We start from the raw sequence: 22,145 nt of genomic DNA on the forward strand, positions 1-22,145 counted from the left end.
TTACGTTAATTTACAGTGATTTACATTCAATGTCGATTTACATTCTTTACCTTTTATTTACTGGTCATCAGTGTTTACTTTAGTATATCATAACGTAATACGAACAATTATCATTTGGATTTATGTTAATATGAAACTATCAGTTGTAGCTACTTTATTTGGTTTATTATTCTCTGCTAATGCACTATCTGAAACGATCACAGTCTCTCATCAACTCGGTAAAACAACATTAGAAACGAAACCTGAGCGTGTGGTCGTGATTGGCACGGGTACATTAGACGCCCTAGACTATTTTGGTATTAAGCCCGTTGCAGTGAGTAAAGCGACAACGATGCCAGATTATTTATTGAAATATAAAGGTAAAGAGTTCGCGTCGTCAGGTAGCTTAAACGAACCTGATTTTGAAACCATTTACATGCAAAAACCTGACGTGATCATTATTGGTTCTCGCGCCGTTGAATCTTATAAAGAACTATCAAAAATTGCCCCAACAGTGATGTTCGCACCAAAATCGAATGGCTATTGGCAGAGCACCCAACAACAATGGCGTATGCTCGGTAACATCTTTGAAATACAACCAAAAGTGGAAGCGAAGATCGCCAGTGTTGATAGCGCAATCAACGATATTGCTCAGTACAATAAAGCTAACGATGTAAAAGCATTAACGGTAATGAGTGCTGGCGGCAATATAACCACGTTTGGTGCACAGTCTCGTTTCTCTGCTATTTACCGTGATTTTGGTTTCCAAGAAGCTGTGCCGAACATTAAAGAATCTCGTCATGGCGATCTGATCTCGTATGAATTTATTAGCAACGTCAATCCAGCTAATCTATTCATTATCGACAAAGACAAACTGATTAATAAAGATAAAAGTCGTACCCGTGAAGAGTTTGCCAATCCACTGGTTAAATCAACCGACGCCTATAAAGACGACAAACTAAATTACCTTGATATAAACGCGTGGTATATCGCACTTTCGGGTGTCACTGCAACCGACAAAATGATCCAAGATATGCAGCAATCACGCAAACTGTAATTGAGGCTTACCTTGAAAAAGTTATTTTTTTTACTGGTATTACTCAGCATCGCATCGGTATTTATTGGCGTGGCAGACCTGTCTTTCTCTGCCATTTTAGCGGGCGATACTGATGCTATTGAGCTGTTGTTGATCAGTCGCCTGCCCCGCTTATTAGCGATTTTACTCTCGGGTGCAGGGCTGAGTATTGCTGGGCTTATCATGCAGCAGATCAGTCAGAACCGATTTGCATCACCGTCGACATCTGGCACCATTGAATGTGCCATGCTCGGCTATGTATTAAGTTTAGTCTTTCTTGGTCATGGCGATAGTCTACTGCTTATCTTTGGCATGGCGATCGCCGGTACATTACTGTTTATTCAGTTTATCCATCGTATACAATTTAAGAACGCCATCTACGTACCTTTAATCGGTATCATTTTCGGTAATGTGGTGTCTTCTGCCGCTACCTTTATCGCTTATAAATATGATGCAGTGCAAAACCTGTCAGCATGGACGGTGGCTAACTTTGCCAGCATCCTGCAGGGTAACTATGAACTGCTTTATATCGCCCTGCCTATTTCCATTATTAGCTACTGGTATGCAACCCGTTTATCTGCGGTTGGCATGGGTAAAGACTTCGCCACTAATATTGGGCTGAATTACAAACAAGTGCTGTTCATCGGTATTTTGCTTGTGTCTGTGATGTCAGCGTCTGTGGTGATGATTGTCGGTCAACTACCTTTCTTAGGTCTGATCGTACCGAATTTAGTGGCCCAATTCTACGGTGATAATTTACGTAAAAATATTCCACTAACGGCTATTATCGGCGCTATTTTAATCTTACTTTGTGATGTCATTGGTCGCGTGATCATCTTCCCTTACGAGATCCCAATTTCGATGATCATCAGCATGCTGGGTGGCGCAGTATTTATCTTCTTTATTGTAAAGGGGAAGCAACATGTCTGATTCAATGAAGCTAGCCGGACTGGCTGTTATCACCGTCGTCTTTACTTTTTTATTCATTGGTATTGGCTTAGATGCTTCAAATTATGAATACTTTTTATCACGTCGCGTGCCGAAAGTATTCGCTATGATCATCGCCAGTATTGCCATCGCACAATCATCACTGGTGTTTCAAACCATTACTCATAATCGTATTTTAACCCCGAGTATTATGGGTTTTGATGCCTTGTATTTACTCACTCAAGTATTGGTAGTGGTTATTTTTGGTGGCTTTAGTGTATTGCTATTAAATCCTTTTGTTAACTTTGCTTTGTCTGTTGCCATTATGATCGGATTTTCGTTATTACTGTTTGGCTTTTATTTCCGCAGTAACAATGGCAAGGGTAACGTCATCACGTTATTACTGCTCGGGGTTATCTTCGGCCAGCTGTTTAGCAATGTGTCATCGTTTTTCATGATGTTAGTTGATCCCAATGATTTCTTAACCATTCAATCAAGCATGTTTGCCAGCTTTAACAATGTGAACCAAGAACTGGTTTATTTATGTATTGTGCCATTGTTTGTAGTCAGTGCTTTGCTATTCAAATTAGCCCCAGTGTTAGATGTATTTTGGCTAGATAATGACAATGCAATTAGCTTAGGGGTTGATACTCGTCGAGTCACCAAGCAAGTATTAATACTGGTCGCGATCATGATATCGCTATCCACCGCTTTAGTCGGCCCCGTAATGTTTTTTGGCTTACTAGTAGCAAATTTAACCAAAGAGTTCTTCCATACCTATCGCCATCACACGCTACTTATTGCCAGCAGTTTAATGGCAATGTCGATGTTGTTATCAGGGCAATGGATCATCGAAAACATCTTCAGTTTTTCAACCACGCTCAGTGTGGTGATCAACTTTGTTGGTGGTTTGTACTTCTTATCACTGCTTGTTCGACAAAAAATTCAATAGCGTCACTATTTAACAAATTCACTATTTTTTAAAGCCATTATTTAATAAAGTAAGTAGGATACATAAAACGTGATTTCATTAACCAATTTATCTAAATCGTTTGGCCAACACAAAGTTGTCGACCAAGTTTCAGCTTCTTTCATTAAAGGTGAAGTAACGGCGATCATAGGGCCTAATGGAGCCGGGAAAAGTACCGTATTATCCATGGCCAGTCGCTTATTAAATAAAGACAGTGGCAGCGTCATTATCGACAACCAAGACGTCGTAGATTGGGATACCAAAGCACTGGCGAAAAAATTGGCGGTATTACGCCAGTCTAATAATCTTAATATGCGTTTTACTGTACGAGAATTAGTGGCCTTTGGGCGCTATCCTTATAGTCAGGGTAAGCTAACCACCAACGACAATGACGTGATAGACAAAGCGATTGGCTATTTAGATTTAACACTAATTGAAAACAAGTATCTTGATGAGCTCAGTGGTGGTCAACGCCAATTAGCCTTTATTGCCATGGTCGTTGCGCAAGATACCGATTATGTATTTTTGGATGAACCACTAAACAATCTCGACATTAAACATTCATTACAGATCATGAAAAACATCAAAACCTTAGCGCATGAATTAGGTAAAGCCGTTGTTATTGTGATCCATGATATCAACTTCGCGTCTTGTTATTCAGACAATATCGTGGCGTTGAAACAAGGTAAGGTTGTCGCCAACGGGTCAGTGGCTGAGATCATCAACCGAGAAACATTGTCAGCAATTTACGACACTGATTTTGATATTCACGAGATCAACGGCAAGCGAATTTGCATGTACTACGGGCAGTAATAGCAACCATATTATTAAGGGGATACATATGAGTAAGAAACCAAGCAGCAGAGTATTAACCGTCATAGACAACCAGCAATTAACGCCTAATATGCAACGCATTCGCTTTCAGGCTGACGACTTGTCTGATTTTCCCGCTGATGCCGAAGGTGGCTACATTAAGCTACTGTTCACTGAGCAAGGTGATACCGATATTTCAACGCTTGGGGCAGATCAAAACCCAAAAAAGCGTACTTATACCATCCGTCATTTGCGCCAAGCGCTTAATCAATTAGACGTTGATTTTGTTCATCATGAACACTCAGCTATGGATAATTACAGTGGTGGCTTTGCCGCAGCGTGGTCAGAGTCTGCAAGTACCGGTGATACCATTTCAATTGTCGGGCCAGGGATGCTTAAACCCGTCAATATAGAGACCGATTGGTACTTCTTAGTCGCTGACATGGCGGCACTCCCTGCCTTGTCTGCGCAACTAACTAAGCTACCAACAACAGCCAGTGGTTATGCGGTTATCGAAATTAACCATGAAAATGACAAGCAAACCTTAATCAAACCCGAGGGTATTGAGCTTATTTGGGTTATCGCTGATGCAGCTAAAACAAACTTACCTCGCCAAGTGAAAGCATTAACGTGGCAGCAAGGCGAAGTATCGGTTTGGTGTGCCTGTGAGTTTTCAGCGATGCGTGCACTACGTGTTTACTTCAGAAATGATAGAAACGTCGACAAAGATAATATCTATATCAGCAGCTATTGGAAAACGGGTTGCACTGAAGATGGTCATAAAATTGCCAAACGTGATGACAATTTGGCCGAGGAAAGCGCTGCATCATAGCGTTATAACCACGATATAAGTAGTAACCACTGACGTTAATATCATTGTTAATCCCCCCTTTTCAGTCATTTTCCAGTAAACTGGCCCGGTTTTGTATCTTTCTAACACGGGCTAAATTATTTTGCATACTCTATCTCAGCTAAAATCTGGTGAATTAACAGGTATTAAGCGTTTAACATTATCAGACAACCTAACCGCTTTCCCACTGGAGATCTTATCACTGGCGAGCAGTTTAGAGATCCTCGACTTATCGAATAACCAGTTAACAACGCTACCAGCAGAGATTGCCCAGTTAACCAAGTTGAAGATCTTGTTTGCATCAAACAATCAATTTGTAACGCTACCTGAAGTACTTGGCCAATGCCCTAATTTAGAAATGGTTGGCTTTAAATCAAACCAAATTAACCAAGTACCTGAAAATTCGCTACCAGTAAAACTACGTTGGTTGATCTTAACGGATAACCGTCTTGAAGTTTTACCTGACTCATTAGGCGAACGTCCGCGCTTACAAAAATTAGCACTCGCAGGTAACTGTTTGACTGAATTACCTCAGACTATGTCTCAATGCCACAATCTTGAACTGGTACGTATTTCAGCTAACCGTTTAACAGTATACCCAGAGCAATTATTTGGCTTACCTAAACTGGCTTGGTGTGCATTCTCGGGCAACCCATTCAGCCAAACTAACGTATCAATTGATAGCGTGCCGCAATTAGCATCATCAAGCTATACATTGCAAAACGTACTGGGACAAGGCGCGTCAGGCGTGATCTCAAAAGCAGTGTGGAATGAGCAACAAACCCAATTCCCTGATGAGATTGCGGTAAAAGTATTTAAAGGTGAAGTGACCAGTGATGGTTATCCAGAAGATGAGTTACAAGCCTGCTTGAAAGTCGGTAACCACCCTAGCCTAGTGCAATCGCTTGCGCAGGTAAAAGAAGACGGTTACTTAGCGCTGATCATGAACTTGATCCCGGCACACTACGCAAACTTAGGCTTACCGCCATGCTTTAACAGCTGTACGCGTGATACCTTCCCAACAGGCTTTAGCTTGTCGATTACGCAAATTGACAAGATCGTGACACAGATGGAAGACGTATTTGCTCATTTACACGATAACCAAGTTTGCCACGGTGATCTGTACGCGCATAATACCCTGTTTGATGTGGATGCTAACATCATCTTTGGCGACTTTGGTGCGGCAACTATGTATCACATGTTAACTGACACACAGCAAGCGCAAGTGAAACAAATTGAACACCGTGCACTACTGCATTTTATTGATGATTTATTAAGTGTTTGTATTGAAGTAGATAAAGGCAGTGAAGCGTTTAAACGTCTTACACAGCTTGTCGCTACAGCTTAAATTTATCGTTCTTATAACGCGCCATTGCCGCAACGTCTTTATCAACAATCGTTTGTCCTATTGGGGCAAGCGAGATAACAGCTAACTTCAAGTGTTGCAACGCAAATGGAATACCAATAATAGTCACAAAACAGGCTATCGCAGACGCAACATGGCCTATCGCCAGCCAAACACCCGCAAAGACGAACCACAGCACATTACCGATAAAACCAAAACTGCCGGTACCGATGTCTTCTGCACGGGTTAATTCATCACGAAATATGGCTTCTTTACCAAACGGGAAGAATGAAAAACCGGCGATAACAAAACAAGAACGCCCCCAAGGAATACCAACGATACTAATAAACGCTAATAGACCGAATAGTACCCATGCAAGTCCCATGATTGCGCCACCAAACAGAAACCAGATTATATTACCAAGTGTTCTCATGTTATCGCCCTATATCGACTAAATATAAATTAACGCAGTACAATAGCTTTCGACTACAAAAACACACATAAATTCAAAATTTATCTACCCTATCAATTATCTAGTCTAGACAATTTTAGCTTTCATTATATGCTGAGGGCCTGCAGCACCACCTAGGTATAACTCGCCTGTATCTTGCAAACCTGCTTTTTGATAGCAACTTACCGCACCTGGATTCTGACAGTTTACCGTCAAATATAGTGACTGATAGTGAGGGTAGTTTTCTTTAAGGTATGGAAGCAGTGCCTTAATCGCATTACTACCTATGCCTTTGCCTTGCAGTTTCGCATCAATGACAAATGTTCTAAGCCCAACGCTCGGTTCTGAACAAAACGCGAATGTTGACGAATAAGCGATATCAATTTTAAAAAATCCAACCACGTCATCATGATACTTAATAACATGAAGGTGCGTGGTCTCAAGAAACGCTTCTGCAGAACTCGCAAATTTAAGCTGTTCTTTAGGCAAAGTAATATGATGAATCGCACTAATATGTGCCGTATTTAATTTTTCAATGGTAATCATAACTAGTCACCTGGTCTTAAATACAATAAGTAAAACAGTAAGAAAATACGGCTAACATAACGATATTTAATTACAAAATATTAATTAAATATCATTAGTTAGATTCGGATAGTGTCTTAGCTACCGATTTTTCACGCGTCAGCCACCAGCAAATTAACGAGGCGATAGTCACCATGACCACGCCCTCCCAGAACTTAGTCGTCAACTCGATATCTAATATCATTGCCGAAAAGAAAGTCGATAAAATTGGTGTAAAATACGATAACGTCGCCAAAAACACCATGTTGCCACCGATAATACCGATATTCCACAGCGCATAACCACTGCCCATCACTATACCCGCGAGTAACAAGTCAAATGTCGCTTCAGTCGTAAATACCATGGTAGGTTCATTGCTTATCAAGTATTTAATCCAAAGCACAATCGCAGTGCCAATAAAGAACCAAGTAATACCATTCATACCGTTGGCGAGTTTCTTGGTTACATTACAATATAGCGCCCAAATAAAGGCACCAATAAACGCCATTGAATAACTGGCAGGGTTGGTCGCAATATTGCTGCTTAATTGACTAATCGAAATACCATCATCACCACCCACGGTCCATGCGACACCGAAAAATGACAGGGCAATCGCAGGGTAAAGTAGCTTGTTAACAGGTTTACCACTGATAAATACCGCGAGCAAGACAGTTAACGAGGGCCACAAGTAGTTAATAACCCCCATCTCTACTGCTTGCGTACGGTCGTTTGCCATTCCTAATGCCAAGGATAAGCAAATCTCATAACTGATAAACAGTCCACCGCCAATGAGTAAATAGCGAGGCGAAAAGCTTTTAAGCTTAGGCGCGCCTAACACAATCAGCAAAAATACAGAGCTGACAGTGTAAATCATCGCAGCGCCGCCAATCGGACCTAACTGCTCAGCTACATTACGGATGAGCCCAACAATAGTGCTCCAAAGTAAAATAGCGAGACAACCTGCAAGGGTGAATTTATGGGAATTAATCAAGTGAATACCTTTAAAATAATTCAGTAGTGGATAGTACCGTCAAACAATGACGAGCATGCACTTTTTATTTGAATCTAAGCTACTTTTCTTAGTACGGGGGGTAATAAAATATCGGATGGAATTTAAGCTTAGTTTGAATAGCAGAAATATTCCTCGCATCACGAAAGATGCGAGAAATATAATTATTATTAGCTACGGCTAGTCACGTCTAATAAATGATAACCAAATTGTGTTTTCACTGGGCCTTGAACTGTATTTAAAGGCGCAGAAAATACCACTTTATCGAACTCAGGAACCATCATACCCGGGCCAAACTTGCCTAAATCACCGCCTTTAGCGCCTGAAGGACAGTTTTAATTTTTCTTCGCAACGTCAGCAAAATCAGCACCTGCTTCGATTTGTGCTTTTAATTCATTACACTTTGCTTCGTCGTCTACTAAAATGTGTCGTGCAGTTGCTTGAGCCATGTTTTTTTCCTTTGTTTTACTGGGGGTATAAATTAAAATCAGTGTAAGACAAAAAAATAAAAAAGGCGAGGAATGGTTAATATCCACCTCTACTGTTTAACTACATCAAGCTCATAATTTAACCTTGTTGCTGCATCTATCGCGTAGTGTCCTTTGTCCGTGTATTAGAATAAAAATATAAACGAAACTATCAACACGGCGTATAAATCACAATTGAATAGCGAAAAACCATGTTTTTTGAGCTGATTAAAGGCCTGACTAGCGAGCATATGACAATGACGTAATTTAGCAGAGGGAATGACAGCGTCTTTATCACTTTCTACAAACGGCCGTAATTTAAGTCGTTCAGTGAGTAACATCTAGATCATCCCTGTATTTGACGTCAAATTTAACACTCCGACCAAATGGTGTATTCATATCACCCGTTAGCCATTTTATTCCTTCACTATTTAAACCCTCTAGCATCAAATCAACACCACCTAACGTCAGAAATAGGAACGGTTCTTCTGGGCGTTGATACTTAATACTAAAGCCTAGAATATCGACATAAAAGTGCTTGCTTACATCAATATCGACACAATAACGTCCCGTTAGATATGTACTACTAATACCAGTAGAAAGATGCAACTAAAATTAACTAAGCAAACACAGGTCTAAAAAAGCTACGCTCATAACTTACGATACAATTTGTGTCTTCTGCGAATTCAAAAGCTTTTACACACTCTTGATCATCACGTGATTTAATTCGATATTCCTCGTAAGCAGCCAAACTTGGAAACGTAAATAACGCTAATGCAATATTGCTCGCACCTTCCGATGGTAAAAAGTAACCTTTGAAGCGTTAATCACATATCTCATATAACATATAACAAGTAATCATCTATACCAACGCCCTTTTAGTGATGTTTATGCTATCCGGTGTACTTAACACCATTTAAGTTTTAAAAATTAATTGTTATACACTGCCTTCCGATTCAACAACCAAAATTCGAGCTTCACCTTTTGGATGTGCAACATGTTCAGTTCCGACTGATGCATAAAATATATCGCCAGTTTCTAAAATAGATGATTGCTCAATACCATTTTCTTTAAACAGCATTTCAACCACACCATCTAGAACAACAAAAACTTCTTCTCCATCGTTTACATGCCATTTGTAAGGCTGGTCAGTCCAATGTAAACGCGTTGTAATACCATTCATATTAGCGATATCTTGTGCACCCCAAGCGCGCTCAGCTTTGAATTGTTTGCTTCTAATTATTTTCACTGCGTTTCCTATTATTAATACTTATTGCTAAGCGACTTCACGCCACTGATAAAATTTTGTTATTACCACCGCAATCACCGTGTACGTAATTACCGGTAAGTACTGCACCTTTTGATTCCAATTTACTACATATCAATTATATATTGTGTTGTAGACACCAGAAATAAAGATATGGGTTTAACGACGCAGACACCACAACAATTTTATCACCTAGGGTTTTGTGCCAATTAATCTGCTTCATTGCCGTTTGTCTTAATACCGAAGGTAAATACTCCAAAGCAAACTTTTCGCCCAGCTCGAACACCCGTTTTTCACTGCGATTCCAAAATGCGAATTTAGCTAAGAGTGGTCTAATTTTAGCAGCCGGAAACAAGCCTATTTTGTGTAAAAAATAACAGGTGATAGCAGTATCATGCCCGCAATTAAGCGATACTTGAGGGTCGCGTAGAAGATGAATTTGGTAAACGCGTCTTCGTTGGTAATCGTGCCATCAAAATCAAAAAGAGCTATGTTCACTTCGTTTCCTCTAAAGCTGAATATTTAGTTATATTTATGAACAACATTTACTTATATTGAAATATAATAGGTAAAACAACGACAACTATCACCGACCATACTGAATATACAGGCAGGTATTTTGTAATAGTAACCTCAAGCTCTAGCGGTTCAGCATTATACCAAACCTGTTTTATATATTGTTTAAGTAGCAGTGCAAGATGAATGAATATCAAAAGGTTAGCACCTGTTACCACAACTCGATTGAGGGTCACGCCGTACTCACTCCACCTGAATATGATGGCTGATAGTGCAACAATATTAACCATGAGAGTTGCACCGATTAAAGCCATATTAATAAAATCGGTAATGTTTGTTGTATTTTTTCGCTCTCTTCCTGATATTGAAAATATGGTTATCGCCAAAATGACAACTAATAGTCCATTAAAGATAATAAGAAACGCTCTGTTGCTATACGGGCTCTCGCCTTGATAAATAGCCGCTATTAAGTACACTAAAATAGTAACAAGAAACAAAGGAGAAAAGGCGTTTGACAAAATGATCGAGAATTTACTTTGTCGCTTTTGAATAGCATCAAATAAGTATGTTGCGACCAAAGGTGCACTGGCTAAACCCAGGACAACAATATAATCCATATACCACTGCTCAATCGATAAACCGATCAAACTGAACAGCCCAAGTGTAACTCCGGTTAACACCATACCGCCCAAGAGAATAAGCACAGAATATATGCCTACTTCTCCTATATATTGAATAAAAGACAGCCTAGACTGAACACCTTCCCATCGCTCAGACATAAAGCTAATAGCCAATAACGTCAATAAAAGCAGTGGTAAGTGAATAAGCGCCATTGTTATAGAGGCGGAACTAGTACTATTCGGTAAAAGTGCAGTATATACAGCGCAAACTAATAATCCACCAGCGACTATTTTTTGCATTTTTTGACTCGTCATAATACTAAGGAAATAGAAGATTACTGTTCCAATGACTGCGAATGGAATAAATCGAGGGTAATACCACTCACTATCAATATTAAAAAACGTCGGCACTTTAGCAATGAAACCAGCAATAAGACACAATATGATTAATATACTGATAGGCAATTTTGTTCTGGCATCTGTGACCGATTGACAATAATTCAGCCTTGCATGCCAAACTTTTAGGGTTTCTGACTCATTATGGCTCTCAAATTCCTGTTTAAAGTCCCCTATAAATTCACTCGGAGAACTCTGATATGACGCTTCCAACACCTCTGGATTATTTATATTGTCTAAAATAATATTTTTAGTCATCGCTTGCCTAACACCTCATATAATCGGTTAAATATAAACGGGCTATAATAATGAAGAACGGGTACAGCTATATTAGCCATATTTTATTAGCGTCGCGAACATATTGACACAATAAGTTATATCTAGCATCGATCCACATTAGGATCAGATAATTGAATTAAGAAATTAAGGTTGAGAGACTCCATTGCTGATCGAGAAACTCGGTATTTTGACGAAAACCAAGCAGTACTTGAGATTCTTTGATAAAAATAATTTGGACTACATCTTGAATCATTTTAATCCTTAAACATGGTTTTTATCTACGATTTAATACCCGTATGTATTGTGAATTTAACAAAAATATAACTAATCCAGCTCAATATTGACTTACAAAGACGATTTTTTATTTCATAACCATAGGCTAATTTGAGCGAATAACAAAGCAGAGACTTACCATTTCACGCCATCTGTTTGACAGCTAATGCCTGCAGCTCTAAAGTGTGTTCCAACCCTTCATATGGAGTAAAGATGCACTCACCTTATATCAATACTTGTTTCTTAAACGGATTTAGCACTCTCGTGCTTTCTAAAGGTGGAAACGTGTCTGCTCTTTACGAATCAGTTGGTTTAGATAAAGCTATATTTTCAGAAGATAGTTTGCTTATTCCTTATGACAAGTTTGTCTATCTTTTGGAGGCCGCAGCTGCGCAGTTAGACTTCCCCGACATCGCGATGCAATTAGCTCGACAGCAAGATATGATGATCTTGGCACCATTAGGTTCGATGCTCAGCGATTGTAATAATGTCTCGGAAGCATTAGAGGTGATCGTTAAATACCTAAAGATCTTAGTATCTGGTTATCAAGTGGATATTCAGGTACAACAAGACCACTTAACAGTAAGCTTTTACCTTGAACAGTCGCATATTCAGGAGTTAGTGCAATATCAAGATTATGCAATGGCTAGTGCGGTAAATATTCTCTATGGGTTACTCGGTAGATCTTTTCCAATTAGAGCCTGTTATTTTCTTCGCAGTGAACAAGATCAACAACGCATGTCTGAATATGCCCAATACTTTGGCTGTCCGGTCGCTTTTAATAATCGCACCCTTTCACTTACCTGTGACAATTCGGTTCTACAGCTCGACATCGGAAACCTTGTTAAACAGCTTAATACCAAAATCAATAATACCAAGCCATTACACAACGAATGCATAGTAAAACGGGTTTCAAATGTAATGAGTTTCTCGCTAACCAACGGCATATATAGATTAGAAGATATTGCTTCATCAATGCATTATAGTCAGCGTACTCTCCAACGTAAATTAGGTGAACAAAACACCTCATTCAGTGCGCTGCTTGATTCCGTCAGGTTCAATATGGCGAATCAATATTTGAAGAACTCTTACTACCGCCAAACAGATATCGCAGTGCTACTTGGTTATAATAGTTTAAGCGCATTCAGTCGCAGTTATCATCGCTGGAGTGGAATTTACCCTAATGAAGCTAGAAAACGAATGCTAAAAGAGTAATCAATAGCTCAACAACTTAAGCCTGCGAGGTAAATACTAGCCTAGATGAATTCACAACCAGCGACGAACTTTTGCTTGATAACTGATAAATTCAGGTCCAAATATTTCTTTAAGCGCTCGCTCCTCAGGTTCAATCTGAAATTGATTCATATAAAGCACAAAGCCGACAATGCCTGTACTTAACCAAGGTGATGATAAATACACTACCCAAGCGAGTAAAAACAAGGCAAAGCCAACATACATAGGGTTACGTGATATGCCATAAATACCCGAACTTACTAGCGCAGTCGCTGCTTCAGGTTTTAAAGGGTTAACTGTTGTTTTAGCGCGTCGAAAAGAAACAACACCCGCAATACAAAAAAAGATACCTAGAGCGACAGTCGCAGCTGATAAGGTAAAACGCGCCACAGTATTCATCTCAACCGTCGGTACAACAAATGAAATAGCCCACATAGCAAACGCAAATAGTCCCGCTACAAGCGGTGGTGGCACTCTATTTTTAAGTACCGTATTTTTAAGAGCTTGCATCCTAGTCTCCGAGGTTATACACGTTGTGATATATCACTATAGTCCTGCCTGAATCATCTTCTTAATGACAACAGCTTTAACGAAGTGATCCAATTTATGTATTTGGATCCACCAAGTCGCGGCTTCCATCAGCAACTCAGAGTTATCATTTTTGTTGGCGAAAAAGGCATAAAATGAAAGACCAACATTATCGCCTTTGCTGGCTATTTTCTTATTACAAACATCGATTATTTTGTTTCTTAATTCTTGTCTCATTATGTACTCATATTAAGCAGTGTTCTTCCATTTGGAGGGCGTATTACTCAGGAGTTAACTTCAAATGCATCTCGATAAGCGGATGCTCAGCAACCGACCCTGCGTCCTTAATATAACTAAAATCCAACGATTCATAGTAATGCTTAAGATTTTTGTGCGCATGAATTTCAATTCGATTTAAATTGAGTTCTTTCGCCTTGTTGACTAACGAGCTAATTAACGTTGTGGATAACCCCTGGCCTCTGAAATCAGACATAATAGACACCCTCGCTAAGGTCGCATGGGTAGGACTCACGAGTGTTAGCCTTGCGGTACCGACTAAATCGTCGCCTTGAGTAATTAAGGCATGATAAGCGCCATCATCTAAACCGTCTGAATCCAGCTGTGAAGGTATGCCTTGTTCCGTGACGAATACACAGTGTCTAATTTCCCTCGCTTTTCCAATAAGCTCAGGATCATTGCCAATAACTAACTTCATGATATTCCTTCATCAGATAATAATTTTTGTTTAATTCTAAGAGTTACGTCTCTAAGGTTTGCAATGGAAGTTTAATTTATTGCCATCTAAGGCTAATGCTTTTTGATGTAACTTATCGACCTCTTCAACCGAAGGCGAACAGTAACCCGCGTCAAAAGTGCGTTCCATTGTTTGTATTTTTCGCCAACACGAATAAGATGTCAACTACGCATCTTAAAAGAATCATACCAAGACTTACGACCAATTTTTTGAGCGGTTAAGTGCTCAGTGTTCGCTTTCCAATTTTTAATTGACTCGAGAACTGCCCAATAATACACGGTAATCCCAACATTTTCTCTTGCTGATTCAACGCCCAAAAATCCAGATTGCTGTTCTGCTAATTGTTATGCGTTTTATATTTATTAGTTTTCCACTGATGCCATCTTTACCCCGGCGAAAATTAACATACAGCCAGCTGATCGATTTATCAGTTTAGTTACAATGGGTTTTATCCCAACACTAATTGATTTGAACCCCAAATACCCGTATAGCGAATAACAAAAAAGATCGATAAAAATAGTGATTAAACACAATATGGCTAACTGAGGGATGATGGGATTAGATATATCAATAAACTGTGGCAGTAATGCTGAAAAATACAACAGTGCTTTTGGATTCGATATTTCTAAAATAAAACCTTTCAAAAATACTTTATACCCGCTGCCTTTTTCATTATTTGACTTGTTAATCCTTAAAGGGCCCGCATCACTAAAAATTGCACTGAATCCAAGATACAAAAGGTATGCAACACCTACCCATTTAATTATCGAGAATAGGCTGTGTGACGCGATGAGGAGTCCAGCGATACCTGTAGCAGACAAGACGAAGAAGACAACGTTTGCTGTCGCAATACCTAATATCACCCAAACAGAACTCTTAAATCCATTGGACGCAGACTCAGTCGTGACAGCAATTGCAGCCGGTCCCGGAGAAAGTACCACGACAAAAGTAGCGGCGAGAAAAAGCATCAATGTATCTAACGGGATCATGTGAACCTCCTGAATTAATGTATTCACAATACATTAACAACTTAAGGGGGCGAGGTAAACGACAGCGACTATTAAAGCTTGTTATCTGTAAAATATCGATTTAAAAACGATAAAATCAATCTGGCAGCTTTCGCCACCGGATTAATTTTATTTTTATAACTGAAAGCAATAAAACGTAAATCAACTCACTACAGTAAACGAACTCAGCCCTAATCCACTACCCTTGTTCACTCTAACCTGCACAGGAATACGTTCCTTCAGTGCTTCAACGTGGCTAATGACACCAATCATCTTGCCAGACGCATTCAAGTTATCGAGTGCATCCAAAGCGATATCTAATGTCTCGGCATCGAGCGTACCAAAACCTTCATCAAGAAATAACGAATCAATGCTGGTCTTATGGCTAACCAAGTCAGATAAGCCCAGCGCCAGCGCTAAACTCACTAAGAAGCTTTCACCGCCGGATAAAGTTTTGGTATCACGCACTGCATCGGCTAACCAAGTATCAACCACTTGCAAGGCCAAGGCTTCACTGCCTGATGCGAGTTTACGCTGCAACTGGTAACGGCTGTGTAAACGGTTTAATTGTTGGTTGGCTAAAGTCACCAAATGATCCAGCGTTAACCCTTGCGCAAAGCGGCGGAACTTGCTGCCATCTTTCGAACCAATCAAGCTGTGCAGGTAAGCTTTGTCATCATAATCTGCTTCACAGGTTTTAATCTGCTGATAGAAATCGGCTAAGTCGGCGCTACGGGCTGCATCATCAGCAAGACGCTGTTTCAATTCGCCTTGTCGTTGTAAGCCTTGGTTCAGCTGAGTCGTGATCTCGTCTAACTGAGCAGCGAGAGTGATGATATCCAATTCAGTTACTTTAGCTTGTTCCAATGTAAGCAAACGCTCACTGGCTTGTTCAAACAACGCCTGACAACGGGTTAAGTTTGCGGTTAGCTGTGATTTAAGCGCTAATAAACGCTGCTTTTCCTCTGTAGGCAGTAACGCCTGATTAAACTCAGTGTCAGTGGCAAAAGGACTTACCGCTAATGCGTGTTGCCATGTCGCTAAACAGTCACTTGATTCTAGCTGCTGCTGCGTCAAACCTTGCTGTAATGTCGTTAGTTCACCTTGTAATGCATGCAGCTGATTCGATAATGTATGATCTTGCGTTGAACATGCTTGATACGTTTGTTCTGCCGTCGTTAATTGCTGCTGCATCGTTTGTCGTGCATCTGCTACGCTACGCTGACCAAATAACTGCTGACGTTGTTGCTGTTTAGCAGTTAAGTTATCAGACAAATTAGACAAGGTTTCTAAAGTCTGTGCTATCGCTAATTCCAGTTTCGCCAGCTGTTCACGTAATGGCGTTAACTGACTTTCTGCCGCGACATACTGCTCATTAGCTGCCAGTAACAACTGCGATTGTTGATCCCACTTTTGCAGTGCTTGCTGACATGTCACTAACCAATTATCAAGCAGGCTCCATTCTGGTAATGTTAGACCTAATTCAGCCACGCTATTGGTTAACGTCTGTTGTAGCTCGGTTAATACCTGCCCTTGTTGCTGCGTCTCTTGTGTTAACTTCTGCTCAGCGTCTTGCGCTGCTTTTACATCACGATTTGCCAATTCAATTTGATGTTGCAGCTGTGCACTGTTCTTATCAAATTCAGTTAATGCCTGTTGCGCACTTTCTAATTGCATGTTCGCTGCTTTCAAGGCTTGAATACGTTGTGATAACTGCGCTAATTGCACACCTTGCTGCTGTACAAATGCCTGAGTATTGGCACTATCAGTGATCACAAGGTTGGCATTGAGTTGCTCATTATAGGTTTGCCATTGCGCAACAAACGAATCTAACTGCTGCTGCAATGTGCCATTACGATGATTAAAGTGCTCGAGCTTAGTATTCACTTCAACCAAGCGGTTTTTAAGCTCACCGCCATCGGTTTCAATCTGTTTTAGGTTCAGTTCTAATTGGGTTTTACGCTGCACTGTCAGTGAGTCGGCAATGTGCTGATATTCGGCTATCAACGGATGCTCGGTCGAACCACATAACTGACAGGCTTGCCCGACTTCTAACTGACTGCGTAATACTTCTAGGCTAGCAATCTTCTGTTCTTGTTCTAATAAACGCTGAACATCATTTAACTCGTTCTTTTTGGTTTTAAACAGCTCGCGCTTGGCGGTGATCTCAACATTAATACCAACAAGCTGTTGCTCTAATGTAAGCATGCTTGCTTGATTAGCCTCAAACTCTTGCGACTCTGTCAGATAACGCTGTTGTAAACCGGAGAGCTGCTCAACAATACCCTGTAAGCGTGATTGCTGGTTAAATGCCTGTTCAAGCTCGGCCAAATCATCACCAACGAGTAAATCAGAGACTTGCTGCTGCGCTTGATTTACCGCGTCTGTCATCGACTGCTCGCGTTCAGTATTAGCCGCAACGTTATTCGTTAACCGCTGTTGCGCAGTTAAACTCTGCTGTAATGACTGCTGATTCGTAACCACTTGCTGCTGTAGTGTCACGACATTAGCTTGCTGTTGATTACATTGCTGTATTTGGCTTTGCCATAGCGGTAATCGCATACTTAACTGCGCATCTTGTGCATGTTGCTGTTGATACGTTTGGCATGCGTTAACCGTCGTCTTGGCTGTTTCGGCTGTTTGCGTTAATGCGGCTAAGCTCTGCTCCGTGGTTTTCAGTTCGCTATTTTGCTGTTGCTGCTGTGACTGACATTGCAACTGCTCTTTAGTTAACTGCGCACACTCATTATCCAATGGCATGATCTGCTCATTGATTAATATCTCTTGTGCTTGGCTTTGTTGTTTACTGGCATCAAGTTGTGCTTGGCTAGATTGTAGCTTTAGTTGGTTATCCGCAACCGCAGTTTGCGCAGAAACTACAGACGTTTGCAATGCCTGTTGCTTTTGTTTTAATTCAGCCAACTTGGTATTAGCTTGGCTTAAATGGGTAAAAGGTAAACGTAATGCTTCTGCAGGTTCAGCCTGTTCTAATCTATTTAATTCGGACTGTTGAGTTGCGGTTTCTTGCTCTGCATTAGCTAAACTCGTTTGCGCTTCGGTCACGCCTACTTGTGCCTTTTCAAGCTGTTCACGCCATTGCTTTTGCTCTTGTAAGCTAGCTTGCTGCTGTGTTAAGTCGGTAACTAAGGTTTCTACCCCTGTTTGCTCACCGACTATCTCAGCACGTTGTTCGTCACTGAGTAAGTTAACCCCATCCGCTTTCGCACGGAGTTTATCTAATTCTGCTTTGGCTAGATTATGGCTTTCAAATACCGCTTGAGAGATCTGGCCATAAATTTCGGTACCAGTCAGTTCTTCAAGTAACTCGGCGCGATCATTCGCTGGCGCATTCAAAAACGCGGCAAACTCACCTTGCGATAACAGCATAGATTTACGGAAACGCGAGAAATCTAATCCGGTGATCTCAGCCACCAGCTGCTTTTTCAATTTCACTTGGCTTGCCAGAATATTACCCGATACAACTTCTGCCAGTTCTACCTTCATCTCTTGTAAATTGCCCAGCGGACTGTTTTTAGCACGGCGCTGACTCCAACTGGCGCGATAACTTTTACCCTGTACTTCAAATTCAACTTCTGCGGCACATTCTGCGGTATTACGCGTCATCACCTCATTCTGCGATTTCGATATCGCTAGACGTGGCGTCTCGTGATACAAGGCCAAACAGATCGCATCTAAGATCGTGGTTTTACCCGCACCCGTTGGTCCGGTGATGGCAAATAGACCATTACTTAAAAACGGTTCTTGATCGAAGTTAAGCTGCCACTCGCCTTTTAACGAGTTAATATTTTTAAAGGAAAGACGTTTGATCTTCATTATTTGTCCTCCTGCGTTGCATGCTCTACTTGCTCAACAATCTGTTTAAAGGCTAATTCGATACGAGATCTACGGGCAATTTCCGCATCAGTGGTAAACTCAACGCCTGCTAAACAACGCTGGAAAACATCATTCACCGACAATTCTGATAAGGTTTCTTTTACTTGGCTATGCAAATGTTGCTCTCTGTCTTTACGGGCGCGACGTACTTGTAATACTTCAACAGGCAGGTCCGTGGTCATCATTTCAATGCGGGTTTGTAAATCGGTTAAATAATCTTGCTCTTGCACTTCAATGCTTAACCAAACCGGTAGCTCACCCTCGTGACTTTTAAACTCGGCTAATTGTGCTTCAATACTTTCAAGGTTGCCTTTAAGTACCTGCATCGGCTGAAACTGGGGAATACTCAGTTCCGTCACGGCCTCTAATTTACCGTCAACAAAATTGACGAGATTAACGCTCTTTGGCTGTTTCACTTCATCAAAACTGAGTGGAATTGGCGATCCGCAATAACGGATATGTTCCGATTTAGCGACCTTCTGCGCGCGATGAATATGACCAAGGGCAATGTAATCGGCAGCCGGGAACTGATTAGCAGGGAATGCTTCTAGCGTACCAATATAGATATCGCGCACCGACTCTGTGACCGATACACCCAGCGCAGTTAAATGACCAGTGGCAATAATCGGCACTGCGAAACCAAGTTGTTCACGCTTTTGCTTCGCTAATTGATACAAATTAGCGTAATGCTCAGTAATTGCCGACCCTAAACGTTGCTGTTTCTCTGTACCTGATTGCCATGCTTCACTTTGCATCACATCACGGGGGCGAATAAACGGTACCGCGCAAAGTAATGCACCTACCTTACCTTTACGATCCTTTAACTCTAATACTTGCTGCTCTAAATCAAGAGACACACTCGAGATAACGCGGGTATTAAGCTGCGACAATAATTGCTTTGATTCATTTAACGTTGCCACAGAATCATGATTACCCGCTAGAATAATTAACTGACACTGGATTTTACTCATGGCTACAACAAAACTATTGTAAAGCTCGCGCGCATAACTTGGCGGGGTGCCAGTATCAAAAATGTCACCTGCGACAATAACCGCATCCACTTGATGTTGTTCTATCTGCTTGAGTAACCAAGCCATAAACAGGCTGTGTTCATTAGCGCGACTTTTAGTAATAAAATGCTGGCCAAGATGCCAATCTGAAGTGTGCAGTATTTTCATGAAACGTTGGTTTCCTAGCGGTAAATGTAAGCTATCGCTAGTGTAGATAAATACTGGTTTTACTTCCAGTTGTTTTATTCCTAATCACTTAAGTTACAAAAATTTAACATGACAGTGGATTTGTGCAAGAATAGCCTAATAACTAAACACTTAAAAAAGAAGTATTGTTTATGCAAATACACCATATTGAAGGCTATATTCAAACTATTCTGTTAGTCGAGTATCCTGACAAGTTATTATTACTTGATGGTGGCTGTCGATGTGACGTACCGGTGATAACAGCCTTCATTACCGAAACACTACAACGTAAGATGAGTGATTTAAAACTAATATTGGTATCGCATATGCACCCAGATCATGCTGGCGGAGCACATTTATTACGCAAGAAATTTGGCTGTAAAATTGCCTCGGTTGGGTTTGATAAGCAGTGGTATCAAGGTTTCAAAGGTCGTGTTGCACATGCCATTGATGTGATGTTGGCGTTATATGTGGCCCGCCGCAAAGGTAAAAAAATCAAAAATATTTATTATCATCCACATTTGCAGCCCGATATTATTTTACACGACGAAATCTGTGTGCCTGACTTTAGCGACTGGATGGTGCATTTTACTCCAGGACATACCGATCGTGATCTATCGTTTTTACACCAGCCCACACAACAGATGTATGTGGGTGACATGATCTTAAAACTAAAAAATAGATTCACCTCACCCTTTCCGATATACCAGCCCGACGCCTACAAACAATCACTCAACAAACTATTGCAACTTAACATCAGTAAGATATTAATGGCACACGATGGCTACTCTGAGATCACGCCTAAAGACATTCAGCAATTAATTATAAAAAGTACCAACCGACCATTAACTGTCGAAAAAGTAATTAAGCACAAATTTAAAAGCTTCATTTTCAATAAAAAATCGTAAATATTATTGTGTTAGAAGTATGACTCATTTTTCTATCAATATTTACAGCTCAGTTCTTTCGGTCGACGATATTCAGCAGGTAGTTTCGCGATTGCCTTACGTAAAGCTTTAATTCGAGTATCGTGTGATGGGTGAGTTGATAAGAACTCGGGGGGTTGCTTACCATCTGATGCGGCAGCCATATTACGCCATAACGTCACACTTTCTTCTGGATCAAAACCTGCTTTCGCCATCAATTCTAAACCGACAACGTCCGCTTCAGATTCTTGTGTGCGTCCATACGGTAACACCACGCCATATTGCAGCCCTAAACCTAGCGCTTGCATTGCCGTCTCTCTGTACTCTTGATTTTGTAATGCGTAATCCGTCATCTGCAGACCAAAGTTGCTGATCTTTGATTGTGATAAACGTTCGTTACTGTGATTGGCAGTGACGTGAACAATTTCATGCCCCATTACGGCCGCTAATTGCGAGGGGGTTTTCGCTACTTTTAATAATCCGGTATACACTCCGATATGACCACCCGGCAGGGCAAACGCATTAACTTGTGGACTATCAAAAATAACCACGTCCCAGTTCGTTGGTTGATCGACATAATGCGTCAATGTATCAGCAATACATTGTACGTAATTATTCAATTTTGGATCTGTGTTGATTTTTTCTTGCTGTTTGATTTGCTCAAATGACTGTGCGCCAAGCTGCGTCATGTCACTGCTTGAATACAACAATACTTGATTACGGCCTGTTGGCGATGCTGTACACCCGACAACTAAAGATGATAATACGACTAAAGGTAAGATTTTTTTAAACATGCGCCCTCCATA

The 22,145-nt window shown here is 40.7% G+C and carries 22 protein-coding genes and 3 pseudogenes; 8 read left to right on the top strand and 17 right to left on the bottom strand.

Annotated elements, in window-relative coordinates; all coding sequences use genetic code 11:
* The first annotated feature begins 130 nt into the window (after window positions 1–130).
* From HRT96_RS01175 to HRT96_RS01200, 6 genes are all read left to right on the top strand, one after another.
* Window positions 131–1,036, top strand: coding sequence for a siderophore ABC transporter substrate-binding protein (locus tag HRT96_RS01175; protein WP_293151010.1), 906 nt, complete (start codon window positions 131–133; stop codon window positions 1,034–1,036).
* 12 nt (window positions 1,037–1,048) lie between these two features.
* On the top strand, window positions 1,049–1,984 hold the full coding sequence (vctD, locus tag HRT96_RS01180; protein WP_293151013.1) for an iron chelate uptake ABC transporter permease subunit VctD: 936 nt from the start codon (window positions 1,049–1,051) through the stop codon (window positions 1,982–1,984).
* Window positions 1,977–2,933, top strand: coding sequence for an iron chelate uptake ABC transporter family permease subunit (locus tag HRT96_RS01185; RefSeq protein WP_293151016.1), 957 nt, complete (start codon window positions 1,977–1,979; stop codon window positions 2,931–2,933). Before vctD ends, HRT96_RS01185 begins: the two co-directional genes overlap by 8 nt.
* Window positions 2,934–3,002: 69 nt before the next feature.
* Window positions 3,003–3,764, top strand: coding sequence for an ATP-binding cassette domain-containing protein (locus tag HRT96_RS01190; RefSeq protein ID WP_293151019.1), 762 nt, complete (start codon window positions 3,003–3,005; stop codon window positions 3,762–3,764).
* Between the two features lie 28 nt (window positions 3,765–3,792).
* A complete protein-coding gene (locus tag HRT96_RS01195) occupies window positions 3,793–4,596 on the top strand; it encodes a siderophore-interacting protein (protein ID WP_293151022.1) in 804 nt (267 codons plus the stop codon).
* Window positions 4,597–4,717: 121 nt separating this feature from the next.
* Window positions 4,718–5,962: a leucine-rich repeat-containing protein kinase family protein gene (locus HRT96_RS01200; protein ID WP_293151025.1), complete on the top strand. Its 1,245-nt coding sequence runs from the start codon at window positions 4,718–4,720 to the stop codon at window positions 5,960–5,962.
* Here HRT96_RS01200 and HRT96_RS01205 read toward each other — a convergent pair.
* From HRT96_RS01205 to HRT96_RS01245, 9 genes and pseudogenes are all read right to left on the bottom strand, one after another.
* Window positions 5,952–6,392 (bottom strand): YccF domain-containing protein, encoded by a 441-nt coding sequence (locus tag HRT96_RS01205; protein WP_293151028.1) that lies wholly within the window; start codon window positions 6,390–6,392, stop codon window positions 5,952–5,954. The genes HRT96_RS01200 and HRT96_RS01205 overlap by 11 nt on opposite strands.
* Window positions 6,393–6,497: 105 nt before the next feature.
* Window positions 6,498–6,956 (bottom strand): GNAT family N-acetyltransferase, encoded by a 459-nt coding sequence (locus HRT96_RS01210; protein WP_293151031.1) that lies wholly within the window; start codon window positions 6,954–6,956, stop codon window positions 6,498–6,500.
* 94 nt (window positions 6,957–7,050) lie between these two features.
* Window positions 7,051–7,965: an aromatic amino acid DMT transporter YddG gene (gene yddG, locus HRT96_RS01215; RefSeq protein WP_293151034.1), complete on the bottom strand. Its 915-nt coding sequence runs from the start codon at window positions 7,963–7,965 to the stop codon at window positions 7,051–7,053.
* Between the two features lie 188 nt (window positions 7,966–8,153).
* Window positions 8,154–8,432 (bottom strand): annotated as a pseudogene (locus HRT96_RS01220) (peptidylprolyl isomerase).
* A 345-nt stretch (window positions 8,433–8,777) separates the two neighbouring features.
* Window positions 8,778–9,059 (bottom strand): hypothetical protein, encoded by a 282-nt coding sequence (locus HRT96_RS01225; RefSeq protein ID WP_293151037.1) that lies wholly within the window; start codon window positions 9,057–9,059, stop codon window positions 8,778–8,780.
* Window positions 9,060–9,069: 10 nt separating this feature from the next.
* Window positions 9,070–9,264 (bottom strand): annotated as a pseudogene (locus HRT96_RS01230) (NIPSNAP family protein); the annotation flags it as partial.
* Window positions 9,265–9,387: 123 nt separating this feature from the next.
* Window positions 9,388–9,699, bottom strand: a complete 312-nt coding sequence (locus HRT96_RS01235) for a cupin (RefSeq protein WP_067044713.1) — start codon at window positions 9,697–9,699, stop codon at window positions 9,388–9,390.
* Between the two features lie 375 nt (window positions 9,700–10,074).
* Entirely contained in the window at window positions 10,075–10,215 is a 141-nt protein-coding gene (locus HRT96_RS01240; protein WP_293151060.1) for a hypothetical protein, read from the bottom strand.
* A gap of 47 nt (window positions 10,216–10,262) precedes the next feature.
* The gene (locus tag HRT96_RS01245; RefSeq protein ID WP_293151062.1) at window positions 10,263–11,507 is read right to left on the bottom strand and encodes a hypothetical protein; all 1,245 of its coding nucleotides are present in this window, start codon (window positions 11,505–11,507) and stop codon (window positions 10,263–10,265) included.
* Between the two features lie 579 nt (window positions 11,508–12,086).
* Here HRT96_RS01245 and HRT96_RS01250 point away from each other — a divergent pair.
* Complete coding sequence (locus HRT96_RS01250; RefSeq protein WP_293151065.1) at window positions 12,087–13,016, top strand: AraC family transcriptional regulator; 930 nt, start codon at window positions 12,087–12,089, stop codon at window positions 13,014–13,016.
* 51 nt (window positions 13,017–13,067) lie between these two features.
* Here HRT96_RS01250 and HRT96_RS01255 read toward each other — a convergent pair whose 3' ends face one another.
* The 7 genes and pseudogenes from HRT96_RS01255 to sbcD all read right to left on the bottom strand — a co-directional run bounded on the left by HRT96_RS01255 (window position 13,068) and on the right by sbcD (window position 20,395).
* On the bottom strand, window positions 13,068–13,544 hold the full coding sequence (locus tag HRT96_RS01255) for an isoprenylcysteine carboxylmethyltransferase family protein (protein WP_293151068.1): 477 nt from the start codon (window positions 13,542–13,544) through the stop codon (window positions 13,068–13,070).
* A gap of 36 nt (window positions 13,545–13,580) precedes the next feature.
* Window positions 13,581–13,799, bottom strand: a complete 219-nt coding sequence (locus tag HRT96_RS01260; RefSeq protein ID WP_293151071.1) for a DUF6500 family protein — start codon at window positions 13,797–13,799, stop codon at window positions 13,581–13,583.
* A gap of 43 nt (window positions 13,800–13,842) precedes the next feature.
* Window positions 13,843–14,277, bottom strand: coding sequence for a GNAT family N-acetyltransferase (locus tag HRT96_RS01265; RefSeq protein ID WP_293151074.1), 435 nt, complete (start codon window positions 14,275–14,277; stop codon window positions 13,843–13,845).
* Window positions 14,278–14,477: 200 nt separating this feature from the next.
* Window positions 14,478–14,660, bottom strand: a pseudogene (locus tag HRT96_RS01270) (antibiotic biosynthesis monooxygenase); the annotation flags it as partial.
* Between the two features lie 18 nt (window positions 14,661–14,678).
* Window positions 14,679–15,305, bottom strand: coding sequence for a LysE family translocator (locus HRT96_RS01275; protein WP_293151077.1), 627 nt, complete (start codon window positions 15,303–15,305; stop codon window positions 14,679–14,681).
* Between the two features lie 180 nt (window positions 15,306–15,485).
* Window positions 15,486–19,157: an AAA family ATPase gene (locus tag HRT96_RS01280; protein WP_293151080.1), complete on the bottom strand. Its 3,672-nt coding sequence runs from the start codon at window positions 19,155–19,157 to the stop codon at window positions 15,486–15,488.
* Window positions 19,157–20,395 (bottom strand): exonuclease subunit SbcD, encoded by a 1,239-nt coding sequence (sbcD, locus tag HRT96_RS01285; RefSeq protein WP_293151083.1) that lies wholly within the window; start codon window positions 20,393–20,395, stop codon window positions 19,157–19,159. The genes HRT96_RS01280 and sbcD overlap by 1 nt, the downstream gene beginning before the upstream one ends.
* Before the next feature lie 170 nt (window positions 20,396–20,565).
* Between sbcD and HRT96_RS01290 the strand changes: the two genes are divergently transcribed.
* Complete coding sequence (locus HRT96_RS01290) at window positions 20,566–21,321, top strand: MBL fold metallo-hydrolase (protein ID WP_293151086.1); 756 nt, start codon at window positions 20,566–20,568, stop codon at window positions 21,319–21,321.
* A 35-nt stretch (window positions 21,322–21,356) separates the two neighbouring features.
* Here HRT96_RS01290 and HRT96_RS01295 read toward each other — a convergent pair whose 3' ends face one another.
* Window positions 21,357–22,133, bottom strand: a complete 777-nt coding sequence (locus HRT96_RS01295) for a M48 family metallopeptidase (RefSeq protein ID WP_293151089.1) — start codon at window positions 22,131–22,133, stop codon at window positions 21,357–21,359.
* Window positions 22,134–22,145: the final 12 nt, after the last annotated feature.

Source organism: Moritella sp., from assembly GCF_013215705.1.
Taxonomy (GTDB): Bacteria; Pseudomonadota; Gammaproteobacteria; order Enterobacterales; family Moritellaceae; genus Moritella.